21 protein-coding genes are annotated in these 25,682 nt (G+C 39.9%); 13 read left to right on the top strand and 8 right to left on the bottom strand.

Annotated features, from left to right (window positions below):
* Positions 1–17 precede the first annotated feature (17 nt).
* Entirely contained in the window at positions 18–1,520 is a 1,503-nt protein-coding gene (gene lysS, locus AAEY94_RS02455) for a lysine--tRNA ligase (protein WP_182743557.1), read from the top strand.
* Positions 1,521–1,644: 124 nt separating this feature from the next.
* On the opposite strand, the gene AAEY94_RS02450 is transcribed toward lysS, so the two are convergent.
* The 5 genes from AAEY94_RS02450 to AAEY94_RS02430 form a co-directional block, all read right to left on the bottom strand.
* Entirely contained in the window at positions 1,645–2,073 is a 429-nt protein-coding gene (locus tag AAEY94_RS02450) for a PaaI family thioesterase (protein WP_182743558.1), read from the bottom strand.
* A 62-nt stretch (positions 2,074–2,135) separates the two neighbouring features.
* Positions 2,136–3,845, bottom strand: a complete 1,710-nt coding sequence (locus AAEY94_RS02445) for an FAD-dependent oxidoreductase (RefSeq protein ID WP_350976988.1) — start codon at positions 3,843–3,845, stop codon at positions 2,136–2,138.
* 39 nt (positions 3,846–3,884) lie between these two features.
* Positions 3,885–4,328, bottom strand: coding sequence for a transcriptional repressor (locus tag AAEY94_RS02440; RefSeq protein ID WP_350976986.1), 444 nt, complete (start codon positions 4,326–4,328; stop codon positions 3,885–3,887).
* A gap of 45 nt (positions 4,329–4,373) precedes the next feature.
* Positions 4,374–4,655: a DUF134 domain-containing protein gene (locus tag AAEY94_RS02435; protein WP_059747677.1), complete on the bottom strand. Its 282-nt coding sequence runs from the start codon at positions 4,653–4,655 to the stop codon at positions 4,374–4,376.
* A gap of 350 nt (positions 4,656–5,005) precedes the next feature.
* The gene (locus tag AAEY94_RS02430; protein ID WP_350976984.1) at positions 5,006–5,911 is read right to left on the bottom strand and encodes a WD40 repeat domain-containing protein; all 906 of its coding nucleotides are present in this window, start codon (positions 5,909–5,911) and stop codon (positions 5,006–5,008) included.
* A gap of 316 nt (positions 5,912–6,227) precedes the next feature.
* On the opposite strand from AAEY94_RS02430, the gene pyrC reads away from it, so the two are divergent.
* Positions 6,228–7,265, top strand: a complete 1,038-nt coding sequence (pyrC, locus tag AAEY94_RS02425; protein WP_101086150.1) for a dihydroorotase — start codon at positions 6,228–6,230, stop codon at positions 7,263–7,265.
* Positions 7,266–7,392: 127 nt separating this feature from the next.
* On the opposite strand, the gene AAEY94_RS02420 is transcribed toward pyrC, so the two are convergent.
* Positions 7,393–10,827, bottom strand: a complete 3,435-nt coding sequence (locus tag AAEY94_RS02420) for a PAS domain S-box protein (protein ID WP_350976980.1) — start codon at positions 10,825–10,827, stop codon at positions 7,393–7,395.
* A gap of 622 nt (positions 10,828–11,449) precedes the next feature.
* Here AAEY94_RS02420 and AAEY94_RS02415 point away from each other — a divergent pair.
* The 3 genes from AAEY94_RS02415 to AAEY94_RS02405 all read left to right on the top strand — a co-directional run bounded on the left by AAEY94_RS02415 (position 11,450) and on the right by AAEY94_RS02405 (position 14,702).
* Positions 11,450–11,893 carry a DUF2057 family protein gene (locus AAEY94_RS02415; RefSeq protein ID WP_350976977.1) on the top strand — a complete coding sequence of 148 codons (444 nt, stop codon included), beginning with the start codon at positions 11,450–11,452 and terminating at the stop codon, positions 11,891–11,893.
* An 827-nt stretch (positions 11,894–12,720) separates the two neighbouring features.
* The gene (locus tag AAEY94_RS02410; RefSeq protein ID WP_350976974.1) at positions 12,721–14,310 is read left to right on the top strand and encodes a S41 family peptidase; all 1,590 of its coding nucleotides are present in this window, start codon (positions 12,721–12,723) and stop codon (positions 14,308–14,310) included.
* Positions 14,310–14,702 carry a hypothetical protein gene (locus tag AAEY94_RS02405; protein ID WP_101086146.1) on the top strand — a complete coding sequence of 131 codons (393 nt, stop codon included), beginning with the start codon at positions 14,310–14,312 and terminating at the stop codon, positions 14,700–14,702. Before AAEY94_RS02410 ends, AAEY94_RS02405 begins: the two co-directional genes overlap by 1 nt.
* Before the next feature lie 343 nt (positions 14,703–15,045).
* On the opposite strand, the gene AAEY94_RS02400 is transcribed toward AAEY94_RS02405, so the two are convergent.
* A complete protein-coding gene (locus AAEY94_RS02400; RefSeq protein ID WP_350976971.1) occupies positions 15,046–16,494 on the bottom strand; it encodes an OmpA family protein in 1,449 nt (482 codons plus the stop codon).
* A gap of 276 nt (positions 16,495–16,770) precedes the next feature.
* On the opposite strand from AAEY94_RS02400, the gene AAEY94_RS02395 reads away from it, so the two are divergent.
* The 8 genes from AAEY94_RS02395 to AAEY94_RS02360 all read left to right on the top strand — a co-directional run bounded on the left by AAEY94_RS02395 (position 16,771) and on the right by AAEY94_RS02360 (position 23,493).
* Positions 16,771–17,451, top strand: a complete 681-nt coding sequence (locus tag AAEY94_RS02395; protein ID WP_350976968.1) for a hypothetical protein — start codon at positions 16,771–16,773, stop codon at positions 17,449–17,451.
* Between the two features lie 86 nt (positions 17,452–17,537).
* Positions 17,538–18,041, top strand: a complete 504-nt coding sequence (locus tag AAEY94_RS02390; RefSeq protein WP_101086143.1) for a hypothetical protein — start codon at positions 17,538–17,540, stop codon at positions 18,039–18,041.
* A 157-nt stretch (positions 18,042–18,198) separates the two neighbouring features.
* A complete protein-coding gene (locus AAEY94_RS02385; protein WP_350976965.1) occupies positions 18,199–19,437 on the top strand; it encodes a hypothetical protein in 1,239 nt (412 codons plus the stop codon).
* 72 nt (positions 19,438–19,509) lie between these two features.
* On the top strand, positions 19,510–20,823 hold the full coding sequence (locus AAEY94_RS02380; protein ID WP_192115447.1) for a hypothetical protein: 1,314 nt from the start codon (positions 19,510–19,512) through the stop codon (positions 20,821–20,823).
* Between the two features lie 44 nt (positions 20,824–20,867).
* Complete coding sequence (locus AAEY94_RS02375; RefSeq protein WP_182743568.1) at positions 20,868–21,374, top strand: hypothetical protein; 507 nt, start codon at positions 20,868–20,870, stop codon at positions 21,372–21,374.
* A gap of 27 nt (positions 21,375–21,401) precedes the next feature.
* Positions 21,402–21,749 (top strand): hypothetical protein, encoded by a 348-nt coding sequence (locus tag AAEY94_RS02370; protein ID WP_182743569.1) that lies wholly within the window; start codon positions 21,402–21,404, stop codon positions 21,747–21,749.
* A gap of 49 nt (positions 21,750–21,798) precedes the next feature.
* A complete protein-coding gene (locus AAEY94_RS02365) occupies positions 21,799–22,830 on the top strand; it encodes a hypothetical protein (RefSeq protein WP_182743570.1) in 1,032 nt (343 codons plus the stop codon).
* A gap of 54 nt (positions 22,831–22,884) precedes the next feature.
* Complete coding sequence (locus tag AAEY94_RS02360) at positions 22,885–23,493, top strand: hypothetical protein (RefSeq protein WP_192115448.1); 609 nt, start codon at positions 22,885–22,887, stop codon at positions 23,491–23,493.
* Between the two features lie 333 nt (positions 23,494–23,826).
* Here the strand turns inward: AAEY94_RS02360 and AAEY94_RS02355 are convergent, their stop codons facing one another.
* Positions 23,827–25,644 (bottom strand): hypothetical protein, encoded by a 1,818-nt coding sequence (locus AAEY94_RS02355; RefSeq protein ID WP_350976959.1) that lies wholly within the window; start codon positions 25,642–25,644, stop codon positions 23,827–23,829.
* Positions 25,645–25,682: the final 38 nt, after the last annotated feature.

Here is a 25,682-nt window from a genome sequence, read left to right as displayed (position 1 = left end):
AAACGCGAGAATATAATATGACTGAACACGTACAAGATGAAAACAAACTGATTGCTGAACGTCGCGCTAAATTAGACCACATCCGCACCAACTGTCCTGCGAATGCTCATCCAAATACATGGCAGCGTAGTCATAAAGCGGCTGAGTTACAGGCTCAATATGGCGAGCAAACCAAAGAAGCGCTAGAAGAGTTAGCTTTTCAAACCAGTATTGCTGGCCGTGTTATGGCCAAGCGTGGTCCGTTTTTAGTAATTCAAGACGTGTCTGGCCGTATTCAAGCTTATGCTGGTAAGCCAGTACAAGGCGACTTGAAAGAGCGTTATCAAGGTTTAGACATCGGTGACATTATCGGTGTTAAAGGTCAGCTGCATTTATCTGGCAAAGGCGACTTGTACGTTAATATGGAAGAATATCAGTTACTGACCAAAGCATTGCGTCCGTTACCTGAAAAATTCCATGGTTTAACCGACCAAGAAACTCGCTACCGCCAGCGCTATGTTGACTTGATTGTTAACGAAGACTCACGTAATGCCTTTATTATGCGTTCTAAAGTGGTTTCTGCTATTCGTAACTTCATGATCAAAAAAGAGTTCATGGAAGTTGAAACCCCAATGATGCACGTTATTCCTGGTGGCGCTTCAGCACGTCCATTTGTGACTCATCATAATGCATTAGACATGGCGATGTACTTACGTATCGCGCCTGAGCTATACCTTAAGCGTTTAGTGGTTGGTGGTTTTGAGCGTGTGTTCGAAATTAACCGTAACTTCCGTAACGAAGGTTTGTCACCACGTCATAATCCAGAATTCACCATGATGGAATTCTATATGGCATATGCTGATTACAAAGACCTAATGGACTTAACCGAAGAAATGCTGGGGTCAATTGCTCAAGAATTATTAGGCAGTACTAGCATGCCGTATGGTGAAGAAACTGTTGAGTTTGGTGGCGCTTATGCTCGTTTAAGCATGTTAGAAGCGATTCAGAAATACAATCCTGACAATGCGACTATTCAAGCTATGACCTACGAGCAAGTTAAAGACGTAGAGTTTATGCGCGACTTAGCATCGAGCCTAGGCATCAAGTTAGAGAAATTCTGGACCTGTGGTCAGTTACTTGAAGAAATTTTCGGTGAAACGGCTGAAACTAAGTTAATGCAACCTACGTTCATTACTGGCTACCCAGCGGATATTTCACCTTTGGCGCGTCGTAATGATAACAATGACTTCATTACCGATCGTTTTGAGTTCTTTATCGGTGGCCGCGAAGTGGCTAACGGCTTTAGTGAGCTCAACGATGCTGAAGATCAAGACAACCGCTTTAAAGCGCAAGTTGATGCTAAAGATGCAGGCGATGACGAAGCAATGTTCTATGACGCTGACTACATCACAGCACTAGAGCACGGTTTACCACCAACAGCAGGTCAAGGTATTGGTATCGACCGTTTAGTGATGCTATTCACTAACACGCATACTATTCGTGACGTGATTTTATTCCCAGCGATGCGCCCACAAGCGTAATGGCATAGGTTGGCAGTAGCTGACACTGAGGAATAATCAAAACCAGCTTTCGGGCTGGTTTTTTTTGACTAAAATTAACTGGAAATTTGTCTCGTACTGGTTAATTTGCTGCTTGCAAAAAACGCTAGCCGATGACGCCACTTTTAGGTTGGATAAACTTTGCCGATGCTGTCACGAAAGCTTTATTATTAACAAAGAGCGTAGCTTCTAATTGGTACATCCCTAAACGTTGGCTCACCAATCGACCGACAATTTTGATGGCATCACCAACCTTTATGGGGGCAATAAAGCGGATGGTCATTTCGGCGGTTAAGGCCTTAATACCTTGCATCAGCAAACAATGAGTCATCGCCGCATCGACTAAGGCACTGGCAACGCCGCCATGCAAGAAGCTGTTGTAGCCTTGAAGCTGCGGACTCACTTTATGATAACCGACAACTTGGTTATCACCGTCAGCAAAAAATTTACACTGTAACGACAATGGATTTTGTTTAGCGTCGCCACAGACAACACATTGACTGTGGCTTTGTTTACAATCTTGATAATGGTTCACACAAGACCTTGTTTGTTCATTGTTATAGATGGCTTTAAGGTTCCCCTAAAGCCTGTTATAGACTAAAAGCGCGCATTAACCATTTGATAGGTTTTATAACCACCAGTGAGGTTACGCACTTTAAAACCATGCTGTATTAACATGCGATAAGCGACATGACCGCGTAAACCCACCTGGCAAAATACCAGTAACTCTTTGTCTTTAGGGAGTTCGTTTAGTCGGTCTCGAAGCTCTGGCAGTGGAATATTCATTGCGCCTGCAATTGATCCCACGGCCGTGAGTTCTCCAGTGTTTCGAACATCGACAATGATTTGTTCTGCGGTCAAAGCGTGTAAATCTTGACTGTGACATATGGCTTCATCACCTAATAATACATTGGCTGCGACCATACCTGCTTGATTGACCACATCTCTTGCAGAACCAAATGGAGGCGCGTATGTGAGTTCAAGATCGGCTAAGTCATGCACCGTCATACCAGCGCGTTGCGCCACGGCTAATACGTCCATACGTTTATCAACGCCGTCAATCCCTGCTGCCTGCGCGCCTAAAATACGGCCTGAACTAGGGCTGAACAATAGCTTTAAGCTAATAGGGTGAGCCCCAGGATAATAGCTGGCGTGGCTTGCTGTGTGGACATAGATTTTTTCAAATGGGATATTTTGCTTGAGTAAACTTTTCTCATTTAATCCTGTTGAAGCAATGGCCATATCAAACAACTTACAAATAGCTGTGCCTTGAGTGGCACGATATTTTTTATCACCACCAAGCATGTTATCGGCAGCTAATCGTCCTTGGCGGTTGGCAGGGCCCGCAAGGGGGATGAGTGTCGGATTACCAGTGACAAAATCGGCGGTTTCGATGGCATCGCCCACAGCATAAATATCTGCATCGGAGGTTCGCATGCCTTCGTCAACCCGAATACCACCGAGTGGGCCTAATACTAAACCGCACTCAGACGCCAAGCTGGTCTCAGGTTTAACACCAATGGCGAGGATGACTAAATCGGTTGCTAAGGTGTTGTTATCACTCAATGCTAGTTGCAGATGGTAGTGAGGTAATATTGGCTTATCATAATCACCGGTATTATCGGCTTCAGCCAGTTGTATCGGGTATTCATCAACAGCGGTTAAGCCGGTTTTTAAGCGTAAATCAACGCCATTATCGACGAGCTTTTGATGCAGCATATTGGCCATTTCCAGATCAACTGGCCCCATCACTTGGTCTGCTAGTTCGAGTAAGGTGACGTCTAACCCAAGGTGGCGCAGCGCTTCTACCATTCCTAAGCCAATAAACCCACCGCCTACTACCGTGGCATGTTTAGGTTTATGCAGTAGAAGATTCGACAGGATTTTATCCATGTCAGGAATATTACGCAGGCTATGGACGAAATGGTTATTAATGCCGCTAACGGGTGGTTTGATTGGTGATGCACCAGGGCTGAGTAATAGCTTTTCATATGACTCTTGATACATTTCATTGGTCATAAGGTTACGTACGGTTAATTGCTTGGCTTGTCTATCAATCGCCACGACTTCATTATGTACCCGTACATCGACATTAAAACGCGACTTAAAGCTTTCGGGTGTTTGCAGTAATAGTGCGTCTCGGGATTCAATTTCACCACTAATATGGTAAGGCAAACCACAGTTGGCAAATGAAACAAATTCGCCCCTTTCAAGGATGATTATTTCAGCGGTTTCAGATACGCGTCTTGCTCTTGCTGCTGCCGATGCACCACCAGCAACACCACCAATAATGACTATTTTGGTCATGCTATTCTCCAATAAAATTAACGATTAACCTAGCGACTATCAATCAGACTTTTTGTTTTCTGATTTGCTATTAAGTGCTTTTTGGCAAGCAAAGCAGTGACCGTACATATTGAGGCTGTGGTGGTGAATACTCATGCCGTGATGTTCTGCCGCTAATCCTAAGCGTAGCTCAATCAAGGGGTCGATAAAATCGATTAACTTGCCACAGGTTAAACAAATTAGATGATCATGCCGTGGTTTATTACTGAGCTCATAAACAGTATTTTTAGATTCAAATAATCGACCTACAACGAGGCCTGCTTGTTCAAAATGCGCCATAATTCGGTCTACAGTATGAAGGCTAATGGTCTCTCCCTGTGAATTTAACCCTTGATAGATATTTTCTACCGTTAAATGCTGTTCATCGGTTTGAGTAAGAAACTCAAGTAACTTACACTTTTGAGTGGTTATTTTGAGACCAGATTCTTTCAATACTGCTTGCATTAGATTGACCTAAACACGTCGATACGTGTTAACTGTGTTTAATCTTCAGCTGATATTATTTGTCATCAACGCTTTGCCATTAATAAGACTATCAACCACCTTATGCCTAGCTCCTTTAACCAAGTTCGCCAACGTTTGACGAGAAATATTCATTGATTTAGCTGCTTCTTGTTGTTGCATCCCCAGTAAATCAACTAAGCGTAAAGCCTCCATTTCATCCTCTGCAAGTGGTACCTGTTCTAACTGCGTCATCGGAATACCATTGGGCTTAAAACAGATGTTGGCAGCTTGGCCGCATATAGTTCGGGGGATTTTAGGTCTTGCCATGTAACACCTCGTTTGTAGCATATGCCATATATACTGAATGTAGTTCACACATGCAAGCTCTATTCTTTATTGAGTATGAGATACAAACAGATCTTTGATCTAGCCCATAAAACTGACTATTCAACGATACTGATTTTATCACCGAGCTAAATCCAGCCGGCTTTGGAATTGTTAGTGACTGTTTAGTGATGCTATTGATTCATACAGTTACTATCTGAGAGATTATTGATTACCAGTGATACGCCCAACAGTGCCAGTATCTATGAGGTGCCAATTGCCAGTCAATCACACGAACAATGCAAATCAAATAACGCTGTTATGATTTTTTATTATCTCTGGTGGAGATAAACTTATAAGCTCCAGGTCTCAAGTGCGCCATCTGAGCTTAAGGTCAATAGCTTACCATTAGGTTTCATTACCATTGAAAATACCGTGGTGCCAGCGTTATAGGCGGTGATATCCCAATGAGAAAGCTCTTTTCCTGATGAAGCATCCCAATAGATAACACTTTGTTTTGACGTTGCGGTAATTAAGTTTTTGCCGTGATTGACGAATAACGCCTGCCGAAAATAGCGATAGCGCTCAAGGTAATCCAGATGACTTACTGGCTGCGTTGTTTGGGTATCGATAATGACATTGTTATCGAGTGCATCGGCAATAAATAAGCGCCGATTAGCGTCATCAAAACTCACGCTGGTGATTTGTTGAGGACGTGAGAAACTGCTGATCAACTCACCGCTATAAGCAGCCCAAATATGGACATCACCATCAAGTCCTGTCGATAAAACCTGTTGTTCAAAGCCTGATAGCTCAACATGATTAACGGCGGCGCTGTGTTGTTTAAACAATGACATTGTCATGCTACTTCGTTGTATCACTGTGATTGAACCATCATTCATCCCCACCAAAATAGTGCTGCCTGTTTGGCTCAGAAAAAGGCTCGAAATGCTGGCATCGGGATTAAATCCGTGGGCGGGCCAACGTATATCTAATTTGCCTGTCTCAAGGTTAAAAACGGATATTTTTTGTTTGCCAGCCGTCGCAAGGAATTGTTTGTTACCAGACAACGCCAGCAGATAATTGGTTTCATCAAAGTCATCGTCAGACCATTGGCGTAATAGTTGGCTTGTTGCCACATCCCAAATCGATAATGTACGGCTTCTGCCTAATGTGACAGCCATACTGGCATCGTTAGACAGTACGCCATCAATTAGCGTTTCTTGTACGAGTGGTTGAATATTATCGGGGGTTTTCATCACCTCAGCTTGATTGCAGCCAGAGACAGCTATCATTATCGTGATGATGCTAATAAGGTGCACACTTATCTGTAATCTAAATCCGGCATTAGCTAACAATTTAATTCCCCTATAAAAAGATGCTTTCAACATAATAGCATAGAGCGTTACCGCCGGTTTTATGGGCTTGCAACTCCATGAATCGTGAAATATTTACTGTAAATGGCATGACTTTTTGCTATAGCAAAGTCAGCGTTCAAATTATGCATCTATTAAGAAAAAGTGAATTCAGGCACAATAACGGCTAACAATCTGTTATTTAAGCCAAGGAACCCACATGACGCAAATTACCTTAACCACTCCCGATGATTGGCATCTTCATTTTCGAGATGGGGATATGCTAGGTGAAACGGTTCCTGCAACGGCTAGACTGTTTCAACGCGCGATTGTGATGCCTAATTTAGTCCCACCAGTAACGACCGCTACAATGGCTTTAGCTTATCGAGATCGTATCTTGGCGGCGCGCCCAGCCGGAAGTAGTTTTCAGCCGTTAATGACGCTATTTTTAACTAATAATACCAGCGCTCAAGATATTATCGATGCCAAAGCGGCAGGGGTAGTGGCTGGAAAGTTATACCCAGCAGGTGCGACCACAAATTCAGATGCAGCAGTTAAAGCCTTGGATGAGTTGTTTCCGATATTTGAGGTTATGGCGCAACAAGGCATGTTGTTATTAGTACATGGTGAAGTAACAGAATCGCATATTGATATTTTTGATCGCGAAAAGATGTTTATCGATCGCTATTTATCGCGTATTGTCGAAGCCATTCCTAGCCTTAAAGTGGTGTTTGAACATATCACCACTAAAGAAGCGGCTGAGTTTGTCGCAGAGGCTTCAGCTAATGTTGCAGCAACCATTACCCCACAGCATTTATTGTTAAATCGTAATGATTTACTCGTCGGTGGTGTTCGTCCGCATAACTTTTGCTTACCCGTATTAAAACGCAACATTCACCAGCATGCATTGCAAGCTGCTGTGGCGACAGGCTCAAGTAAATTCTTTTTAGGTACTGATTCTGCCCCGCATGAAAAACACCGCAAAGAGTCAGCCTGTGGCTGCGCAGGTTGTTACAGTGCCTGGAGTGCATTAGAACTCTATGCACAAGTATTTGATAACTTAGGGGCATTAGATAAGTTAGAAGGTTTTGCCAGCTTACATGGCGCAGACTTTTATGGCTTACCACGCAACAGCGGCACTGTGACGCTAGTGAAACAAGAATGGACGGTACCAGAAGAGATTATTCTGCCAAACGGTAATCCTATCGTGCCATTTTTTGCAGGACAAAAAGTGAATTGGAAAGTGAAAACGGCTTAAGTTAATCACTAAGTTATCTAGGTAATTAACGCAGCATGCTGTTTTTATCACGGGTAGCTAAGTAGAAATAGTTTAATAACCAAATAGATTTATTAATGCCTGTCAGTTTGCTGACAGGCATTTTTGATCAGCGTCTTATTAAAGATCTCTTATTGGCTGTTTCATTTGTTGCCTGCGCCTGTAAAAGCGCTTCAAATGCTGCTTGGGGTAATGGTTTACTAAATAAGTAACCTTGGCCGTAATCACATTTCAATGCATTAAGCAGATGATACTGCTCTTCTGTTTCAATGCCTTCTGCCACGACCGTTAAATTGAGACCATGCCCCATAGCGATTGCCGCACCAACAAGTTCTAGATCGCCCGGATCGACGGTTATATCGTTAATAAAGCTTTTATCTACTTTTAAGGTATTGAATGGGTAACTGCGCAGGTAACTGAGCGACGAATATCCGGTACCAAAATCGTCCATTGAGATACTGACACCAATGTCGTTAATGGATATCAAGTTACTGTCGATGACGGCGTCGCCACTGAGTAAGACTCCTTCGGTGATTTCCAGCTCAATAGTGCTAGGATTAATCTGATGTTTATCTAGCTGGATATTAAGCATATCAACAAAGGTATTTTCCCTGAATTGTTTTGGGGACACGTTAATGGCAATTTTAAAATGAGGATTATAGGTTTGTTGCCATTTTTTGGCTGTAGCAAATGCAACCTCGATAACATATTGACCGATTGTGACAATGAGTCCCGTTTGTTCAGCAATAGGGATAAACTCATCAGGAGTGACTTGACCGAGCAAAGCATTATTCCAGCGTAAAAGGGCTTCCGCGCCGATAATTTTGCGGCTCTTGATATCTACAAAAGGTTGAAAGTAAACCTCGAGTTCTTTTTGCTTCAATGCACTGCGTAATTGCTCTTCAACTTTCAAGCGCCGATTCATATCGTGGTTCATTTGATGTGTATAGAAATTATAGGTATTTCTGCCGCGATCCTTTGAATGGTACATAGCTGAATCTGCTTGTCTTAGCAATTCTTTGGGGTCTTCACTATCTAGCGGGTAAAGGGCAATACCAATACTGATGGTTGACACTAGCTCACGATTTTCGAGCCTAAAAGGCTGGTAAAATTGCTCGAGTAGCTTACGGGCAATAATTTCAACTTCAGTGGGTTCATTAATATTGCTCAATATAATGATAAATTCATCACCTCCCAACCTACCCACAACATCACTTTCTCTAATGGTATTTTTTAACCGAACCGCCGCTTGGATCAACAGTTCATCACCAACAGAGTGACCCATGGTGTCATTAACCTTTTTAAAATCGTCTAAATCAATAAACAATACTGCCACATTATTTTTGGCTCGATGGGCGTCTTTAAGCATTTGCGACAATCTATCAAGTGACAGTAGTCTATTAGGCAGGCCTGTTAAGCTATCGTAATGGGCTTGATGAAGAATTTTTTCTTCTTGTTGTTTGTATTGAGTGACATCTTGTTTTAGGGCTAGATAGTGTTTAGTGACGCCAGCGTTATCAAAAATAGGTGCAATATGAGCATGTTCCCAAAAAATATCGCCGTTTTTCTTTTTGTTTTGCAGCTCGCCTTGCCATGCATGTCCGGTAGAAATAGCATTCCATAATTCTTTATAAAGTGATTTTGGGGTTAATCCCGACTTTAGCATGCTGGCCGATTGGCCAATGACTTCACTCGCGGCGTAGCCAGAAATTTTTTCAAAGGCACTATTCACATATTCAATTTTGCTGTCGATATTAGTTAATATCATTGATATTGGGCTTTGTTCTATTGCTTGTGACAATGTAAGAGCTTGTTCTTCAGCCTTTTTTTGGGCGCTTAAATCGATATCGATACAGTACATTTCTGCTTCATTATCGGTATTGTTGATTAACGTATGGGATGAATAAACCGCTACATTACTACCATCTGCACGTTGCAGGAGTAATTCTTCAGCGAGAATAGGAACCCCTTCATTAATCCATGCATTGACGTTATTGATCACATGTTCTCGGTAAGGTGGGGGAATAATGAGGTCTTCTAATTGCTTCCCTAATGCTTGCTCTTTGGTATATCCATAAAGCTTTTCACTGGCTTGGTTCCAAAAAATGACCGAACGGTTTTTATCATAACCTTGGACCGAAATTGAGGGTATTTGTTCGAAAATATGTCTAAACTTAGATTCACTCAGAAGCAGTTTTTGTTCGGCATTAATGCGCTGTGAAATATCTTTAACAAAGCAGAATAACATCCCATCATCACCATCCCAAAAGCTGATGCTCACCTCAACATGAAACAAATGACCTAACTTATGTCGGTGTTGAGAGGTGTAATTAATAGACTTTGTTTGCTTAACTTTAATGACATTTTGAGTAGAATACTGGTGTTTTTCACTGGTTTCGATCTCTCCAATCGGTTTATTGCTCAGCTCGTCGAGAGTATAACCGGTCATATTAGCGAAACTCTGATTCGACTCAATTATTTTGCCGTCCACAGACACAATAACAAAGCCATCTTGCGCGGTACTGATAATATTACGATAAGTACTTTCACTGCGGCGTAACTGTTCTTCAATGAGTTTTCGGTCGGCCATATCTCGACTTACGCCCACAATCCCCTCAATTTCCCCAGACAAATTAGTAAAAGGCGTTTTATGGGTTTTAAAAATATGGGCGATTCCATCGGGTGTTGTGACCCATTCTTCATTCATCCACGGCTGGTTTTCTCGTAATACAAAGCGATCGGCTTTGATAAAGCTGTCTGCCTGTTGACGATCAAATAAGTCATAGTCTGTCTGATGCTTAATATCCTCGGGTTTAAGGTGTAACGCTTCAGAGAATGCCTTGTTACAACCTAAATAAATCCCGTCGACCGATTTGTAAAAAATGATATCGGGAATGCCATCAATAATGCTTTGTAACAGGTTTTTCTCGGTTTCGAGGAGGCCTTTGTGATGATGTAACTCTTGATATATTTGTTGCCTTTGTTGATGCTGTTTTAGCAATAACCCCACTAGCATGGTGCCACATGTATATACCGTTAATAATGTCGGACCAATTGTGAGAATAATGTCGTATTTATCTACCACTGGCATGAGTAATAAACACAGCAAAACGCCAATCTCCACCACAAACCCCATGGCCAGTAAGTTTTGCCAATTGGGTTGTTTGTTTGCAGACTTCATCCAGTATCGCCAGCCTAACCCAATGGCAGAGCTGATAATAATAATTAAGGTTCCAACGTATAAACCGGCGCCGCCTTGATAAATACGGAAACAAGCAGCGAGTAACACGGCAATCAATGTCGGGATAAAACCAAAAAATAGCCCACTTAAACTTAACAGTACCCAGCGAGTATCAAAAAATATCCCCGGCCTTAACTCCCAAGGATTATTCATGACACAAATTGCAATCATTCCGATAAAAACCCCACTCAAGACATTTCCATATTTCTTGGGGGCTATCTTTTGTAATTTAATGGCATCATAAATAACGACAAGTGCCAGTAACAATACGGTGTTACTCATCAAACTGAAAAAACTATCCATTCTTTCCCCGCATAAAAAGAGCATTGCCTTCTTTTACTGTAGTTCAAATCTGATAATAATAAAAAAATAAACTATTTTTATCATTACGTTAATAAGATTTTTACCGTTATTATCTAACGCCTGTGACCATTGAAATCTGAGCAAAGGTTCAAATAAATGGCATGATCAAGTTTAGTCGTTAAACGGTATTTTTGTGTACTAAATCTTCATCTGTTGATGAGTTCTGTGAAACACCGCGCTTCATTTTTATCGGCTGTAAATGTAGGGGGAAAACGCAATCTAGCTAAAACGATAGAATGATGACTTATCTAAGGATGAATGGCTGAATATTGAACGATTATTCAGCTATTCAATAGCTTGAGTTTCTGTCGAATGACAGGGTGTTGAATGATCTGTCATTGGCGTGTGTTAATTCATTTCGGGGCTATGCATTATAAAGCCGATTACATTTATAAAATGCTAACTATCAATAATACAATAAGATAAAGCTTAACGAGTGACACTAATTTGTATTAAGTCATCTTTAATATAAAAAGTTGAAATTTATTTGTATATATCGAGGTCTTTTACATTAATACCAACATACTTAATCGTTAAGTATGAAATATGGATGAATATTATTATGACGACTTCATTTTCTGTAAAAATGTTACTCACCTCAACCACCGTAGGCTTAACGCTATTATTTGGCATGCCAGCTCAAGCATCGAGTATTACAGTACCGGACTCAATGATAGTTGAAACCGTGAATGGTCAGAACGTCAGTATAAAAAATACGATTGGACTTAGCCGCGGGCAACAATTGGTTGAAATTAACTATCGCGACTTATTTCAAGATAATGCTGATGATTCAGGCCATTGGGTACGTTCTGAATCCTTGTACCTCACATTAGAAGTTGCTGAAAATCAACGTTATGAGCTTGCTACACCTGATATTTATAGTGCAGAAGATGCTCGTGATTTTTTAGATAACCCACAAGTCACGCTGAGTATTAATGGTCAACAACACAAAAGTGTCGCATTATTGACTCAGTCGCAGTTATTAACTCAATTAGTGTTGAGGTAAGTTTAAAAGTGGTTAGCAAGTCTTATCATCAGAAGCGGCTTGCTAAAAATTATTTTAAGATACAGCTACTCTCGTAATACGGATTCTATATCGCCGATTCTATAACTTGTTATTGTGTAAATATTAATTTAAGTAATAATATTTCTAATTGTTAATTTATTTGTTAGTTTATTGGTTTTTTTGATAACTTCAGCTCATTAATTTTATTGAGTTGATATTATTGAGTTGATATTGTCGATTAATGTTGTCGATTAATGTTTTTTTGGATTATTTTGTTAATGATACCTATAGGTTGATTTATAGTTTTGTCGTGTTTTTAGATATTTATTGAAAATAGTAGATTCAGTTTCATCATTAATGTGTATTTAGTTTCCTCCATTCAAATTTTCAACACGCCAACTCGCTTTTATACTATGTTGTCGAACATATTTGCCATTTTTCTGGGGTATTGAGTTGTAGAATACAGCTGCCCAACGCTTATTGCTCATGAGTGTTTGCTTTAAATAATAGATACCGAGTCAATGACTTTTATCAATGGATTATATCGTAAATTATTGATAAATATGGGCTATTATGGCATCTAAAAATGGAGTTGATTTTTTTGTGTTCATCCTACGATGAACACAACTTACCAAAGCAGTCCTTAAACAATATCGTTGGTAAGCAAAGCATTGGTTCTTGTAAGATGAACTCGCGGCGCGATAATCAATTCATTTATTGATCATTCTCTGTATTTTAGTAAATCATTTGCGTTAATATACTGTTGCATTCTAGAGCAGTTATTTGTAATACAAATGGCTAACATAAAGTAAAATAAAGGAATATTAATGCAGTTACTTTTTAGGAAAGCTATCACTCCGTTATTGGTTACCGCCAGTTTAACCGTTGCAGGTTGCAGTGGTGGGGGAAGCGAGTCAGCCAGTAATAATGTCACACCTCCGGTGACAGACAGCAGTAGCATCACTTGGACCAAAGGCCAGTTTACTCCATACGCGGATGTCGCATTACAGTGCAAGGCCGATCAAACTGGATCTGAACTCACCGAAAAGCTTTGGCTTCGCTCATGGAGTAACGACACTTACCTTTGGTATGATGAAATTTTCGATCGCGATCCAGCTCCTTATACCGTAGCGCAATACTTTGATTTATTAATCACAGATGAGCTGTCTGAAACCGGTAATGTAAAAGATAAGTTTCATTTCTCAATGCCGACTGATGAATGGGAGCAATTAAATCAATCTGGCGCATCATTCGGTTACGGATTTAACCTGTCACTTCGCAATGCATCTGCGGGGGTAACACGTCAGGTCACCATTACTTATAGCGAACCTAATTCACCGGCAGTGGCCGCGGGAATAAATCGCGGCGCTATTATTGTTGCTGTAGATGGCGTCAATGTGGCTAATGCCGACGATAGTGCAAGTATAGATACATTAAATGCAGGGTTGTTCCCAACTCAAAGTGGCAAACAAACGACATTTACCGTGCGAGATCTCAATGCCAGTGTTGATCGCAATGTCATATTGTCGGCCACCACCGTTATCTCTACCCCGGTGCAAAATACCCAAGTGATCCAAACCGCAAGCGGCAAGATTGGATACTTACAATTTAATTCTCATATAGCGACTGCTGAGCGAGGGTTGTTTGATGCTATAACGACGTTAAGCGAAGCGGATGTAGAAGATTTAGTCCTAGATTTACGCTACAACGGTGGTGGTTTACTCGCCTTAGCGAGTCAGTTGGGTTACATGATAGCAGGTGATACTGCGACCAATAATCGCATTTTTGAACGCACCAGTTTTAATGATAAATATCGAACTATCGATCCCGTAACTAGAGCAATACTCGAACCAACGCCGTTTATTCCGGAAACAATAGGCTTTAATACTGGGTTGCTGCGTGCAGGGATTACACTGCCTTCACTAAACCTTAAGCGGCTTTATGTATTAACAACAGCAGATACATGCTCGGCCAGTGAAGCATTGATGAATAGTCTGCGTGGTATTGATATTGAAGTGATTCAAATTGGTGGCACAACGTGCGGAAAGCCTTATGGATTTTACCCAACACCAAACTGCGGCACCACTTACTTTAGCATTCAATTTAAAGGCGTAAACGATAAAGGTTTTGGTGATTATTCAGATGGTTTTGTACCCACTACAAGTCCAACACTCGACAGTGAAATTGAAGGTTGTGCGCTAAGCGATGATTTAAACCATGCGCTTGGTGATACCAATGAGCGACTCTTAAGCGCCGCATTGTATTATCGTGATAATAACCAGTGCCCAGCGCTGACTTCATCAGCGGCTAAAGTGTCAGCGGCTCCAACAATGATGGATAAAGGCTTTATGTTGAAAGATGACCGTCACTCAACATTGCTTAAAAATAATCGGATAATGTCGACAGGAGCCATGTAATGTCCCGTTTACCTTCTGGTTTACTTATCGCTGTAGTGATGTTTTCCACGGCTTTTATGGGCTGTGGCACTTCAACGGCCGGAAACGATAGAGCGGTTCCTGCGCTAATCACGTCGCCAAATAGTGCCAGTGTGGATGAACTACAAGCGGCTATTGCCAGTTTGTTGAATACAGACCATGTGATGATTGCTCAAAGCGCGTTTACAGACACCAGTGTCTTGTCTATTGAACCTGCAATGCACAAAGACACTAATGGTCGTTTATTAATGGGTCGCTCTACCGAGATGCCAGAGAGTGTGCAATTATTTATGCAAGCTGATACTTGCTTGCTTGAGCATGCCAAAAGTGGCCAACGCAGAATACTGCAAATAACCACCTGCCGGGCCGAGTAACACTGGCTAACTTATGGCGTAGTTACCTGTTAATTCAGGCTTGGACTCATTAGTACCAATGACGAAATATTGTCATTGGTACTAATGGGATATTGCTGGTTTATTACCGGAGTTTTATTGTCAATCTGATGGATATTATTGTGATTAACGCTTCAGCGTTAATCACAATAATGAGTTAAGAGTTAAGGATTGAGTTAAGAACTAAATTCAGGGCTAAATACAGACTACGTATTAACCTTGAGTCTGGTAAGTAAAACATTCTTAGTGAATAGAAAGGTAGTCTAGGCTGCCTTTCTATGATTACTTCTCCAGTGAGATAATTATCTATTATCTGTAGCAGAGGTTATTTATTATCTGAACGTATCACTAACTCAACGCGGCGGTTTTGTTTCTGGCCCGCTTCATCAAGATTATTGGCAATAGGCGAGTACTCACCAACCCCTTTGGCTTCAACTTGTTGTGCAGAAATAGAGAACTGTTTAATCAAACGGGTTTTAATTGCAGTCGCGCGTTTTTCTGACAAGGTTTGGTTATAAGCTTGTGAGCCTTGATCGTCTGAGTGTCCTACCACATAAAAAAGCTGCTTAGGGTGTGTTTGTAAGTATTGAGCTACCACTTCAACAATCGCATAAGCTTCTGGCAGTAATTCATCGCTATCATATTTAAACAACAAACCGTCTAGTGCCACATGGCCCGTTTTAGCTATCTCATCGGTTAAGCCCTGCAAATCAATACCCACACGGTTATTGTTTAACGTGGTTTCTTCAATGATTCTGATTTCAGCAGCGAGATTGCCAACAAAGCCAATCACATACACCATAACGTAAACATTTCCCTCGGGCCGATCTAACTTATACAATCGATAAAATTGACTGTCATCACGACCATTGGACATGAGTAATTTTAAAGCGTTATACATTTCTGTTTTTCGACCACATAGCTCACCTGTACAAGCATAAACTTCCTTAAAGCCAAGCCTAGTTAACGCGTTTTGGTAATTAGCATTAATCTCGTATTCAGAATAAGTTCGAGGTAAGTTATAGCCAATATCGGTTATTTTTCCGTCTAACATCTTAGTCTCAAATTTCTTGCCGTTTTTACCTATTAATACGGCGATTTGTCCAAAACTATGGGTGGTATATTCATCAATATAAGCACCAGGTATACGAGTTAACATTGGATGATCGGCAGAGTTTTTTTCATCTTTTTTGCTATTGTCTGTTACTGCTATTTCACTCACCTCTTGTGATAAATAGCTCTGGTTAGTGGTCACCAAATCTAATGGTTCATCGATTACTTCTATAATATCGATCTCTACGTTGGTGGCGCGCTGCCAGCCAGCCGCATATATGGACACATGTACTTGTTTTTTAGGAAGGGTGATATAAGCAGTAATTAACGAGGGTGAACTTTTTGAAATTGTATATAGCGGTTTTATAAATTTGGCTAATTTATCTTCATCGCCACAACTTGCTTGCTCACATTCAAAAATGATCTCGGCATTGAGCGCGTTAAGCTGGTTTTTATAGTTATTGATTAAATGTGCCGGTGTATAAGACGGCGGTAGCTCATAGTTGGTTCTAGTTAGTTTTCCTTTCACTTCTTTTGATTGAATATTTTTATCGTCAATTGCCGTGATCAATTGCACAGGCGTGAAGTGCCTTAATTCATTTTTTGTTTCTTTTACCTCTTTAGGCTCAGAAAATAATTCTTGTGATGTTGCTGAATAGGCATTCATCGCTGGTATCACTGCAATGATAATGGCTAATGACATTAGCGCGGGTTTTAACATATCAACTCCCTGTTGTGTGGTATCCAATATTTTGTGAAATAACATTAAGTGATCATAAGATATTCAAACATCAATAAGGTGTAAAACAATTTGTAATATGATGACTATATACCTATCACTTTTAGTGCCTTTTGTTTTTTGCTCCATCCTTAAGGATGTATTTAAGTGGTGAGTAATATTTTATTAGGAAAAGGTAACAGGTTTATTGGTGGACATTCTGTTGATGGTGATAAAATTTGAGTACATTAATAAGGATATTGCTCACTAATAATCATTATGGCCAAAATAATAGAGTTAGATGATAAATCTTGGTTTTATAACCTGTACATAAAAGGGATGCGTAACTTTAACGCGCAAAGTGACGTGGGTTTATATGTCGCTAATATAGGTTACCCTCTGTCTTTGGGCGTTTCGTTGTTATTGCTTATTTTGATGGTCGGTTTGGCTGTGTTACCTCTTAACTTCCCAAATACTGAGTTTGCTCGTGCATTAGTATTAATCAACATTGGATTATTACCTGTCTACTTAATAGGACGTTATTGGCTGGTTAGGCGACGTTACGGTATTACCGGGACATTACGTTGCTATGTGAGCCAGCAGCGTATTGCCATTCCTGCGAATGCAATAATGGATAAGCCTGTGGGGCAGTTGGAGTTACAACGCGATGACATTGATCGCATAAAGGTAAAATATAAATCTCAAATGCATCGTTTACATGTGCGCAACCATATTACCGCGTGTGATATTGAGCTAAAAAGCGGTGAATTCATTACCCTTAATGCGATGTATTTTCCGCTTAAACACATTGTTTACATGCTGTGTTTTTTCGACTACCCATTAACAACGCTGCACGGCAATTGGTCATGGGCTTTTTTGCCTAATATTATAGCCGTAATATTCCCTGTTTTAGTCAATGTCGTTGTCACAGGCATATTAGTGAAACACTATTTTTTGTAGTGTATATTCAATTGATTACATACATGATTGATTGTGAGTTTTTAAGCGTTAGTAAAGCAATAACGTAAAATTAAAAGGATGTTTTCATGTACAAATTAATCGCTATTATTTTATTACTATTTATCTCGACAGCGTCAATGGGAGCGACTGAAGATGAGCAAGCTCAGTGGATGGAAGCCGCAAAGAAAATTAACTTATCTGAACCGCATTCCTTGTGTAAAAAATCAGTTAATGTCGTAATCAATCAAGATGTAAAGTTATTCAGAACAATATTTGCTGAGATACCAGCAACAGATGAACAAGTAAAAATGCATTTAGCCGACTTACATGATAAATATTATAACAAGTCATATTTGGGTATCGATAATTACCGAATTGATGAAGGACGCGAGTTTGCGTTTGAAGATGCTAAAAACGCTAACAATAATTTAGTTCGTCAATCTGCGCAGATGCGTGGACATGATCTTGAGGTATGGGTGGGATATCGTTTTGATACTGTTTCACCGAAAACCAACAAACCTCGTCAAGCGAGTGGATACTGTAAACTAGCCTATCTACAAAACCAGTGGAAAATTATTTCGTTATTGTAGGCCATTATATGGTACCTGCTTATCCTTTTTGTTCATTACCGGCATGTTAATGACGTAATAGAATTATATGGCTAAAAATAGTCGATAACGAGGCTCTTTATATAGCTGGTAGACACTGACAACAATCTTAAAAATGTAAATTCGATTAAGGAACAGGATGTTTAACAAGTTAACAGGGACGTTATTGATTACCGCGTCATCATTTTCAATCGTGTCAGCCGTTGAAAAAATAAAGTGGATTTTTATATGTTTTAATCTGATTTATGTTGTGTTGGCGGTAAGTGTCTTTTCTTTTTCGGCTGAAACTGTCGGGCGTTTAATGCTCAGTATATTGTTGATCTTGGTAGCGTTTAGTTATCAATGTCGATGGTGTTTTGATGCCTCACGCAATGTGTTAATACAGTTCCATGGTTTCAAGTTAGGGTGGGGATCCATTTATTCCCTTCAACAACAAGATGTTGATTACTCGATAATAAAAAATATTGAGTTAAAAGAAGTGCATAATACTTATAAAGTGATTTTGCATGTTAAAGAGAGTCAACAAGCTCAATTTCCTGAACCGATATCGATATCGTTAAAAGTGAAGCAACATAAGTTGCCCGCATTAGTGCAACAATGTCGAAAAGAGTTAATGTCGCAGGGGATTAATGTTGTCGGTCAATTTGATAGCGTTAGTCGTAAAGATTGGCCAACCTTTAGTTCAGTTCCGCTCGACCTAGATACCGTAAAAGCCTTTATCGGGATTAAGTTATTTAACGACCCGATAAAACTACAATACCCCGTCACACTGTTTATGCTGCCTTTACCTCGGCAATACTTTCATCAAGTCTGGGCTTCAAGTTATATTAGTTTTATGGCTGCCCTGTTTATCCTTTATTCCAGCCATAATATCGTAGCGGCCATAGTGGTTGCCTTATTTGGGGTAGCTGTGTCTGCTGTAAGGCGAAAGCTCATTTGCGATAAGCATTATACACAGGGTATATCGACTCCTAATGAGATTGTTATCAGTGAAAATTCACTTGTTATTTCAAGAGTGTATTTTGAGGACAAGCAAGTTAGACAGATAGAAAAGTCTGCGATTAAATCAATTAATATTGAGTGGAATTGGTATAAAGCTGGCGATGGTGACAGTACCCGGAGGCAATACAGGCGACCTTTTGTATTTAGAGTAAACATTGATGTGAGTAACGGTGAAAGCATTACGTTAGCCGGGCAAACATTTGATAGTAATAAATTTGTTATTGCACTGTCTCAACTCGGCTACAGTGCAACGTTGACGCAAATCCCAAAAATAGCAGCGGTATGGCGTTTTTACATACTCATACCGATGGCTATAGCGCTACTAGGTATGACAGGCTTTGGCTTGTACTCGCTATATATTCGTTATTTGGTTTAAAAGTAAAAGCATTAACGTTGTCATAACACGACAGAGTTAGTGTTAAATACATGACTTAAGGATGAGCTAAAAATGAAAACGATAGGATTACTGGCATTGTGCGGCTTAAGCACAGCCAATGTATATGCAAGTTGTAATATTGATGTTGAAGTACAAGGTGAGCTCGACCCTTCATTGCAGTACCAATTGACTTACTATAATACTCTGCATTCACGTAAGACGATGGATTTAAACAACCTTACCGCGTTTACAAAAAACAATATTGAATTGCCTGGCTGTCCTCAAAAGCATAAAGCCGATATGACTTTGACTTATACCAAAGAGGGCACCAGTTATATTGTGTTTGAAAGTCATTTGTTTCCTAATCAATCCAGTATTTATTTTAGTCACAGCAATACATTAGCGTTTAGAAGTTGTGCTGGTTGCGACTTGCAACAATACACCTATGTCGCGAAAGAGATCCAACAGCAAGGGATGGATAAAGAGTTGAACGCTTTGGTTGTGCAGCAGGCTGACTATCTTGATTATCTTCGCTATGCCGATGTTAGAGCTGTTTTTGGTGAAAGGTCAAAGGCGATTGTTAATGCTGCTATTGAGGCAGGATATATCACTCCACCCAATATTGGTGCTATTAATGAAAAGCCACCTCATACCCGCGATGTGATTAAACAATGGCTGGCAATATTGGCACCGCAAAAAAGTTTTAAAAATATTTTAGGGGCGAAAACCCGCCAGCAGGACGCTTTTGCTGACTATGAGGCAATGACAGATAAAATTTCACTGACTAACCCAACGTTTTTCGATCAACTGACAAATCTCACCAAAGGGTTCAAGGATAAAACGATATTTACAGGGGAAGTGCAGTCGTTAATCGCCCCGTTTTTGTCGACCACCGATGCGGATATAAAAAAACTTGTCAGCATGATTAATGAGTCATTAAGCCAAGCATTATCGTTACCTGAGCAGGTAAACAACGTAGTGATATCAAAAGGCGATATTAACAACCCTAAGCCTGACGATTCCGCTAGGTTGATGGCAAATTGGTTTAGATTGTTGCACACCATTGAGTCTGGCACGCCTGAGCAATTAGCCATGTTTTCAGCTCAGTTTAGAGCCGGTGTGATGACAGATATTTTGAATCGTGATGACTCAAAGCAAAAAATACTTTCAGCAGCGATAAAAAAGTACAGTAAAGCAATACGTTATTCACCGTCAAAAAGTAGCGACAAAGATGTAGCCGCTTACAATATGCTATTAGATGAATTTAAAGGGAAAGTTGAAGTTAACGGAAAACGTTTAATGTTAAAAGACGCTGACAGTGCTCAACAACTGGAGTGGGTTTACGAAAATAACAGCTGGAAACTGGATACCGTTTTAATTAAATAATTCAGACTGGTGAAAAGTGTAACTATTAAATCAATTAGGGATAAATGATGATGTTCATTAAATGGGTAAAAAGTCGCTGTTATCAATTTTCAACTATTGCATGTAGCTCAATGCTGGTATTTTCCGTATCAGCCAGCGAGGCCAGTTTACCTAAAGAGGTCAGTGAGTTAAAGCCGCGTTGTGATCAAGTAATGCGGGATATTCGTGATGAAAAAATAGATGAAATTATCAAAGGGTATCACCCTATGATGCAACAATGGCAGGATGGAAAAAGAGCTCGGAAGTTGATTGAGCTTAGTTTAGGCGGTTATAAAAGAGCTTCCGGTGGAGGAGAGCTAATAGATTTTATGATGTTTGATCCAGAATCGTCAGGCTTTATGGAGCCGAGTGCAAACTTAAAAGGAAATTACCCCAATACCACACGTGTTATAACAATTAACTACAGTTATAATTTTATAAAGCCAAATGGGCAAAGTCGTACAGGTGGCACAAGATGCATACTATTTGAAGATGATGGCCAATGGTATTTTTATGATGATTTACCCTTTTAGTATTGCTTTATAAATTACCACTTGTAGATGAAAACCAGCAGTCAGTTGACTGTTGGTTTTATTTTAACAATGTTCAGTGACGTATTAGTTTCTGATGTTAATGATTGTTGTAAAGTAGAGCCCTTATTAATGCCGTGGATTAAACAGAGTTTTAGTATTTTTAAAAGTAATACGACACTCGAAATGAAATTAGATGAACGTCATAAAGTTACATTTGCCTCAAGAATCTTCATTTCACCTTTTTCAATGCTAACTTGGCTATTGTTGTTAACCAGCTTTGTGGGCGTACCTTTGCTATTGATGTTTGTGTTACAGGCATCTCCAGATGCTATTTTGTTAAAAAGCCTTAACTATGTCAAAAAGCCCTGTTGTTAAATCAATAGGGTTTTGTTTTTTTAATGCCTAAAGCATATTAAAGGGATTTATGAGTTATAAAATTTGTAAGCAGACAGATGATTGCATTGTGCTGCAAGATACTGGTGGCATTATCGACTTTGTTTTTGGTATTGGTATGGCGGCAATGGGTGCAGGTGTTATTTATTTAGGTTGGTTCGGCTACCAAGATACGGGCGAGATATTCATGCCACTCATTATAGCCCTTGTCGGTAGTTGTTTATTCTTCCCTATATTTAAGCGTAACCGATTAACGATTGATGCGACCCGTAAAGAGGTGGTGAAAACAAAGTCCTGGTTCGGTATCACCAAAGAGAAAGAAATTGTGACTAATAACAATCTTTCATTACTCGAAATGTCTGGTTTCATTACCGGTGAATTTAACGCTTTTTTTGATCGTCAAGAAATAGTTAGGCATCATTATGCGCTTAAGTTTTATAGCTTCCCTGAATGGCATATCACTATCAGAAATGTATCAACCATGATCAATATTGTGATGTTTTTTGAAAAACACTTTGATACCGATTTGGCATTAGTTGTTCAGCATAAAAGGCATAAATTTAGTACCAAAGGGTTATTAAAAGACCATAAGCCGACTGCACTTCCAACAGGTGATTTAGTACGTGAATCAGGCTTTCAGCAACTAACTATCGGCGGCATGCCTTTTACATCATTAAGATTTTGGCTGTTTGCGATGAGTACCATAGGCATATCATTTTTTATTTCGATATTTATATTATTCTTTTCTGAATCCGTTTTTACGCCTTATGTATCCTTGCCAGTTCAATATGCTTTATCAGCGTTACTGATTGGCTTTTTTTCTTGGGTATTTTTTTACCGCGCAGCGGGGACAAAACTCAGAATTTATAATGATACTTTGATTGTTAAACATGGTGTGTTTAACGAAAAAACCTATAAACGTTCAGATATCATTGGCGTAGTAAACATTACCCGAAATACGTATTTAGTGACTCGATTAGGTGCCGAATGGTTAGCTTTTAGATTACCAACTGAGCACAGCTATGCCATTCACAGCTGGTTAATGCCATACCTTAAACGCTGAATAGGATATTGGCTCAAATCACTTATTTAAATCTCTACTAACAGGATGTTATCGATGAACATGATGAAAAAAGCCAGCTTACTGGTGGCCATTACTACTGCCATTACCACAATGAGTTTTGCTGCATTGGCGAGTAACCAAGCTGCTATTGATGCATTTGAAGCTAAAACCAAACCCATAGCGCAAGATGCAAAAGTGCTATCCGATAAGCAGCTAGTCTTGATGCAAGAGTTTAATCAGCTTATGGATTCTGGCAATGCGTCGGCTGTATTCCAAAGTGGCAAGGTGCAAGAATTACAAGCACTCGGTGAGCAGACGTTGGTGCAAGCTAGGTTGTTTGTCAAAGAGTATGAGCAGTTTTTAGCGCAATTACCTGAAACATCTACCTGCTATTTGCCTGAAAACGTCACAGAATATAACAATCTCATTGATGAGGTCTCTGCTAATAACCAGTCGTTATCTGAATTGAGCGCTACAGTATCACCCGGCGATGATGCAGGTGCCACCATGGCATTATTAAATGTACAAATGCATGCAGGACGGGTTAGCTCTTTTGTGCAAATGTTTCAGCTGGTGAAGATGTGTTATATAACCGAAGCCATGGGTTACACCAAGCAAGATGTTGAGCGTATGGAAGCGGAAGAAGATGGTGATGAGCTGTAATGCTAGTATCTAATATGTCACTTTACATATTGGCAGTGTTTACTTTGTTGATTGTTAATAAGTAACAGGTTATTGAGTTGGATGGGGTGTATGCTATAGCAGTTATTCTATCTAGCATATCTAGCATATCTAGTGCATTAGGGATTCATCATTTTTATGGCAGCAGAACGGTCCTTTGTCTATGGTGTGTTTGATTTGGTCTTAGCAATTGTTGGTCGTTTTATTGATAAAGAAAACGATATGATTAAAGCAGGCTAATATTTGTGGCTTGATGATAAAAAACCATTAGCTTTTGCTAATGGTTTTTTACATTGCGAGTAAGCAATAAGCCTCTTATGGTGTTGTTTTTAGTGACAATAAATGATTGTATAATATTTGGGTAAAGCGTTCTGAATTGTCATAAGTCATCATTAGTTGATTGTTTGCGTCTTTCGTGTCGAAAGCTTTATTTAAATTGACTTCAATTAACTGTTGATCTGCAACTAAATAATATGTCGGAAGAATGTGCTCAGCAACTTTGTCATTTATAGCGTCCTCAGTTGTAATAATTAATGGCTGATTACTTGGGCTAATGCTGCGTTCTACTGTAAATGTCGTTTCTGGTTGCAGGTTAATATCAAGCAGAGTGATCTTACTTTGTTGCTCATCGACGATGATAAACTCTGGATATAAACTATCAAATTGTGCTCTAGCGATATCATCAACGGTGATCATATCAGCCGTCTCGTAATCAGGAAGGTCGTAGATTTCATAATTATTGACTTCACGACACATGACATCAGCTTCTTGAGATACGTTTATAGAATATAATGTTTGTGGCCAATTTAGCGTGTTGAATTTAAGACTATCAGGAATAATGTTAAGTATTGAGCTCCAGCTATCACTTGGTGTGAGTATTTTTTCTACATTAATAGTGACATTAACATCTGTTGATTCATACACTGTTTTGTAACTATTACCATCTATAAACGGTTCAGGCGTCGGCAATGGTGCAATGGTATACCAACCGTTATGGGTTGTGTTCCAGCATTCAATTTCTATTTCTTGCTCATCTATATCTTTAGGGAATTCGGTAACATACCCAATTCCGTCAATAGAGGCTGATCCTATAACTGTCTTTCCTGTCTCATCATTGTCTAGTGAGAATGTGCTGAACTGTGACAGCAACGCTAGCGATAAGGTATTAGTGAAACCTTTATCATTAATGATATTACCTAGCACAACATCCCAATCATTTTGTGACAAAATACGAGAATCGATAGGTAATTCTGTAAATCCTAATGCGATGGCTGAGTCGCTAAAGAGTATATTAATGGCTAAGGTAAAGGCGTCATCTGAGAAGAACTCTTCGATAGAAAGGCCGCTATCACTTAATATTTGCCAAAGCTCTGCATAAGTCGCAGCAAGTATTTTTTCTGCTGCGATTAAGTTTGGAATTTGAGTCGCGATGACTTGTTGTAAATAGGCAATGACATATTCTATGCGGGTAAAACTCGCGGTGGCTGACATTTCAGCAGAAACTGAGTACAGGGTATTTGCATCTAATTGATACAAAATAGCTAATAGCGTGTCTAACTCGGTTGATAGTTGACTAATGTCACTGTCAGACAGGTTTTGATTCATCATTTCTATAATGCGAGACTGTTTAATATGAGTCAGGTTGTTAATCGCGCCATTGTATTGTGGGCTTGCGATTAATGTCCCTTGTCCTGCATCATTAACGATAGCTTTTGGTGCTGCTCGGTTAGTCGGGTTTTTAACCTTAAGTGCTAAAGAGCGGGCCTGGATTGCTTGTGTTGCTGTTGCTGCTTGCCAGTTAGCCACTAAGTAATAGTCTGGGGTTTCAACTTCGCTCTTCCAGTCTATTTGATAGTTACCGTCAACATCTGTAATAGTAAAAGGTTCATCGCTATCACAAACTAAGTTTTTATTTAAATCAGCACACACGGTTGCGCCAGATAATGCCCCTTGGTAGACCGCAAGGCCGTTTACCTGGTGAGTGTATTCTGATGCTACTGGCGGCGTAGTAATCGGGGGAGGTGTACCTGAATCTGGTTGCGTGATTTCGGTATTAGAGTCGTCGTCAGATGAACCGCAACCGACTAAGAGTGCGCCAGAGATTAATATGGCTAATATGCTTTTATGGTGCATTAATGTGTCCTTACATTATGGGGTGAAGTGTTTTTAAA

Source organism: Shewanella sp. AC34-MNA-CIBAN-0136 (assembly GCF_040309945.1).
Taxonomy (GTDB): Bacteria; Pseudomonadota; Gammaproteobacteria; order Enterobacterales; family Shewanellaceae; genus Shewanella.
This window is presented reverse-complemented; position numbering and strand designations above follow the sequence as displayed.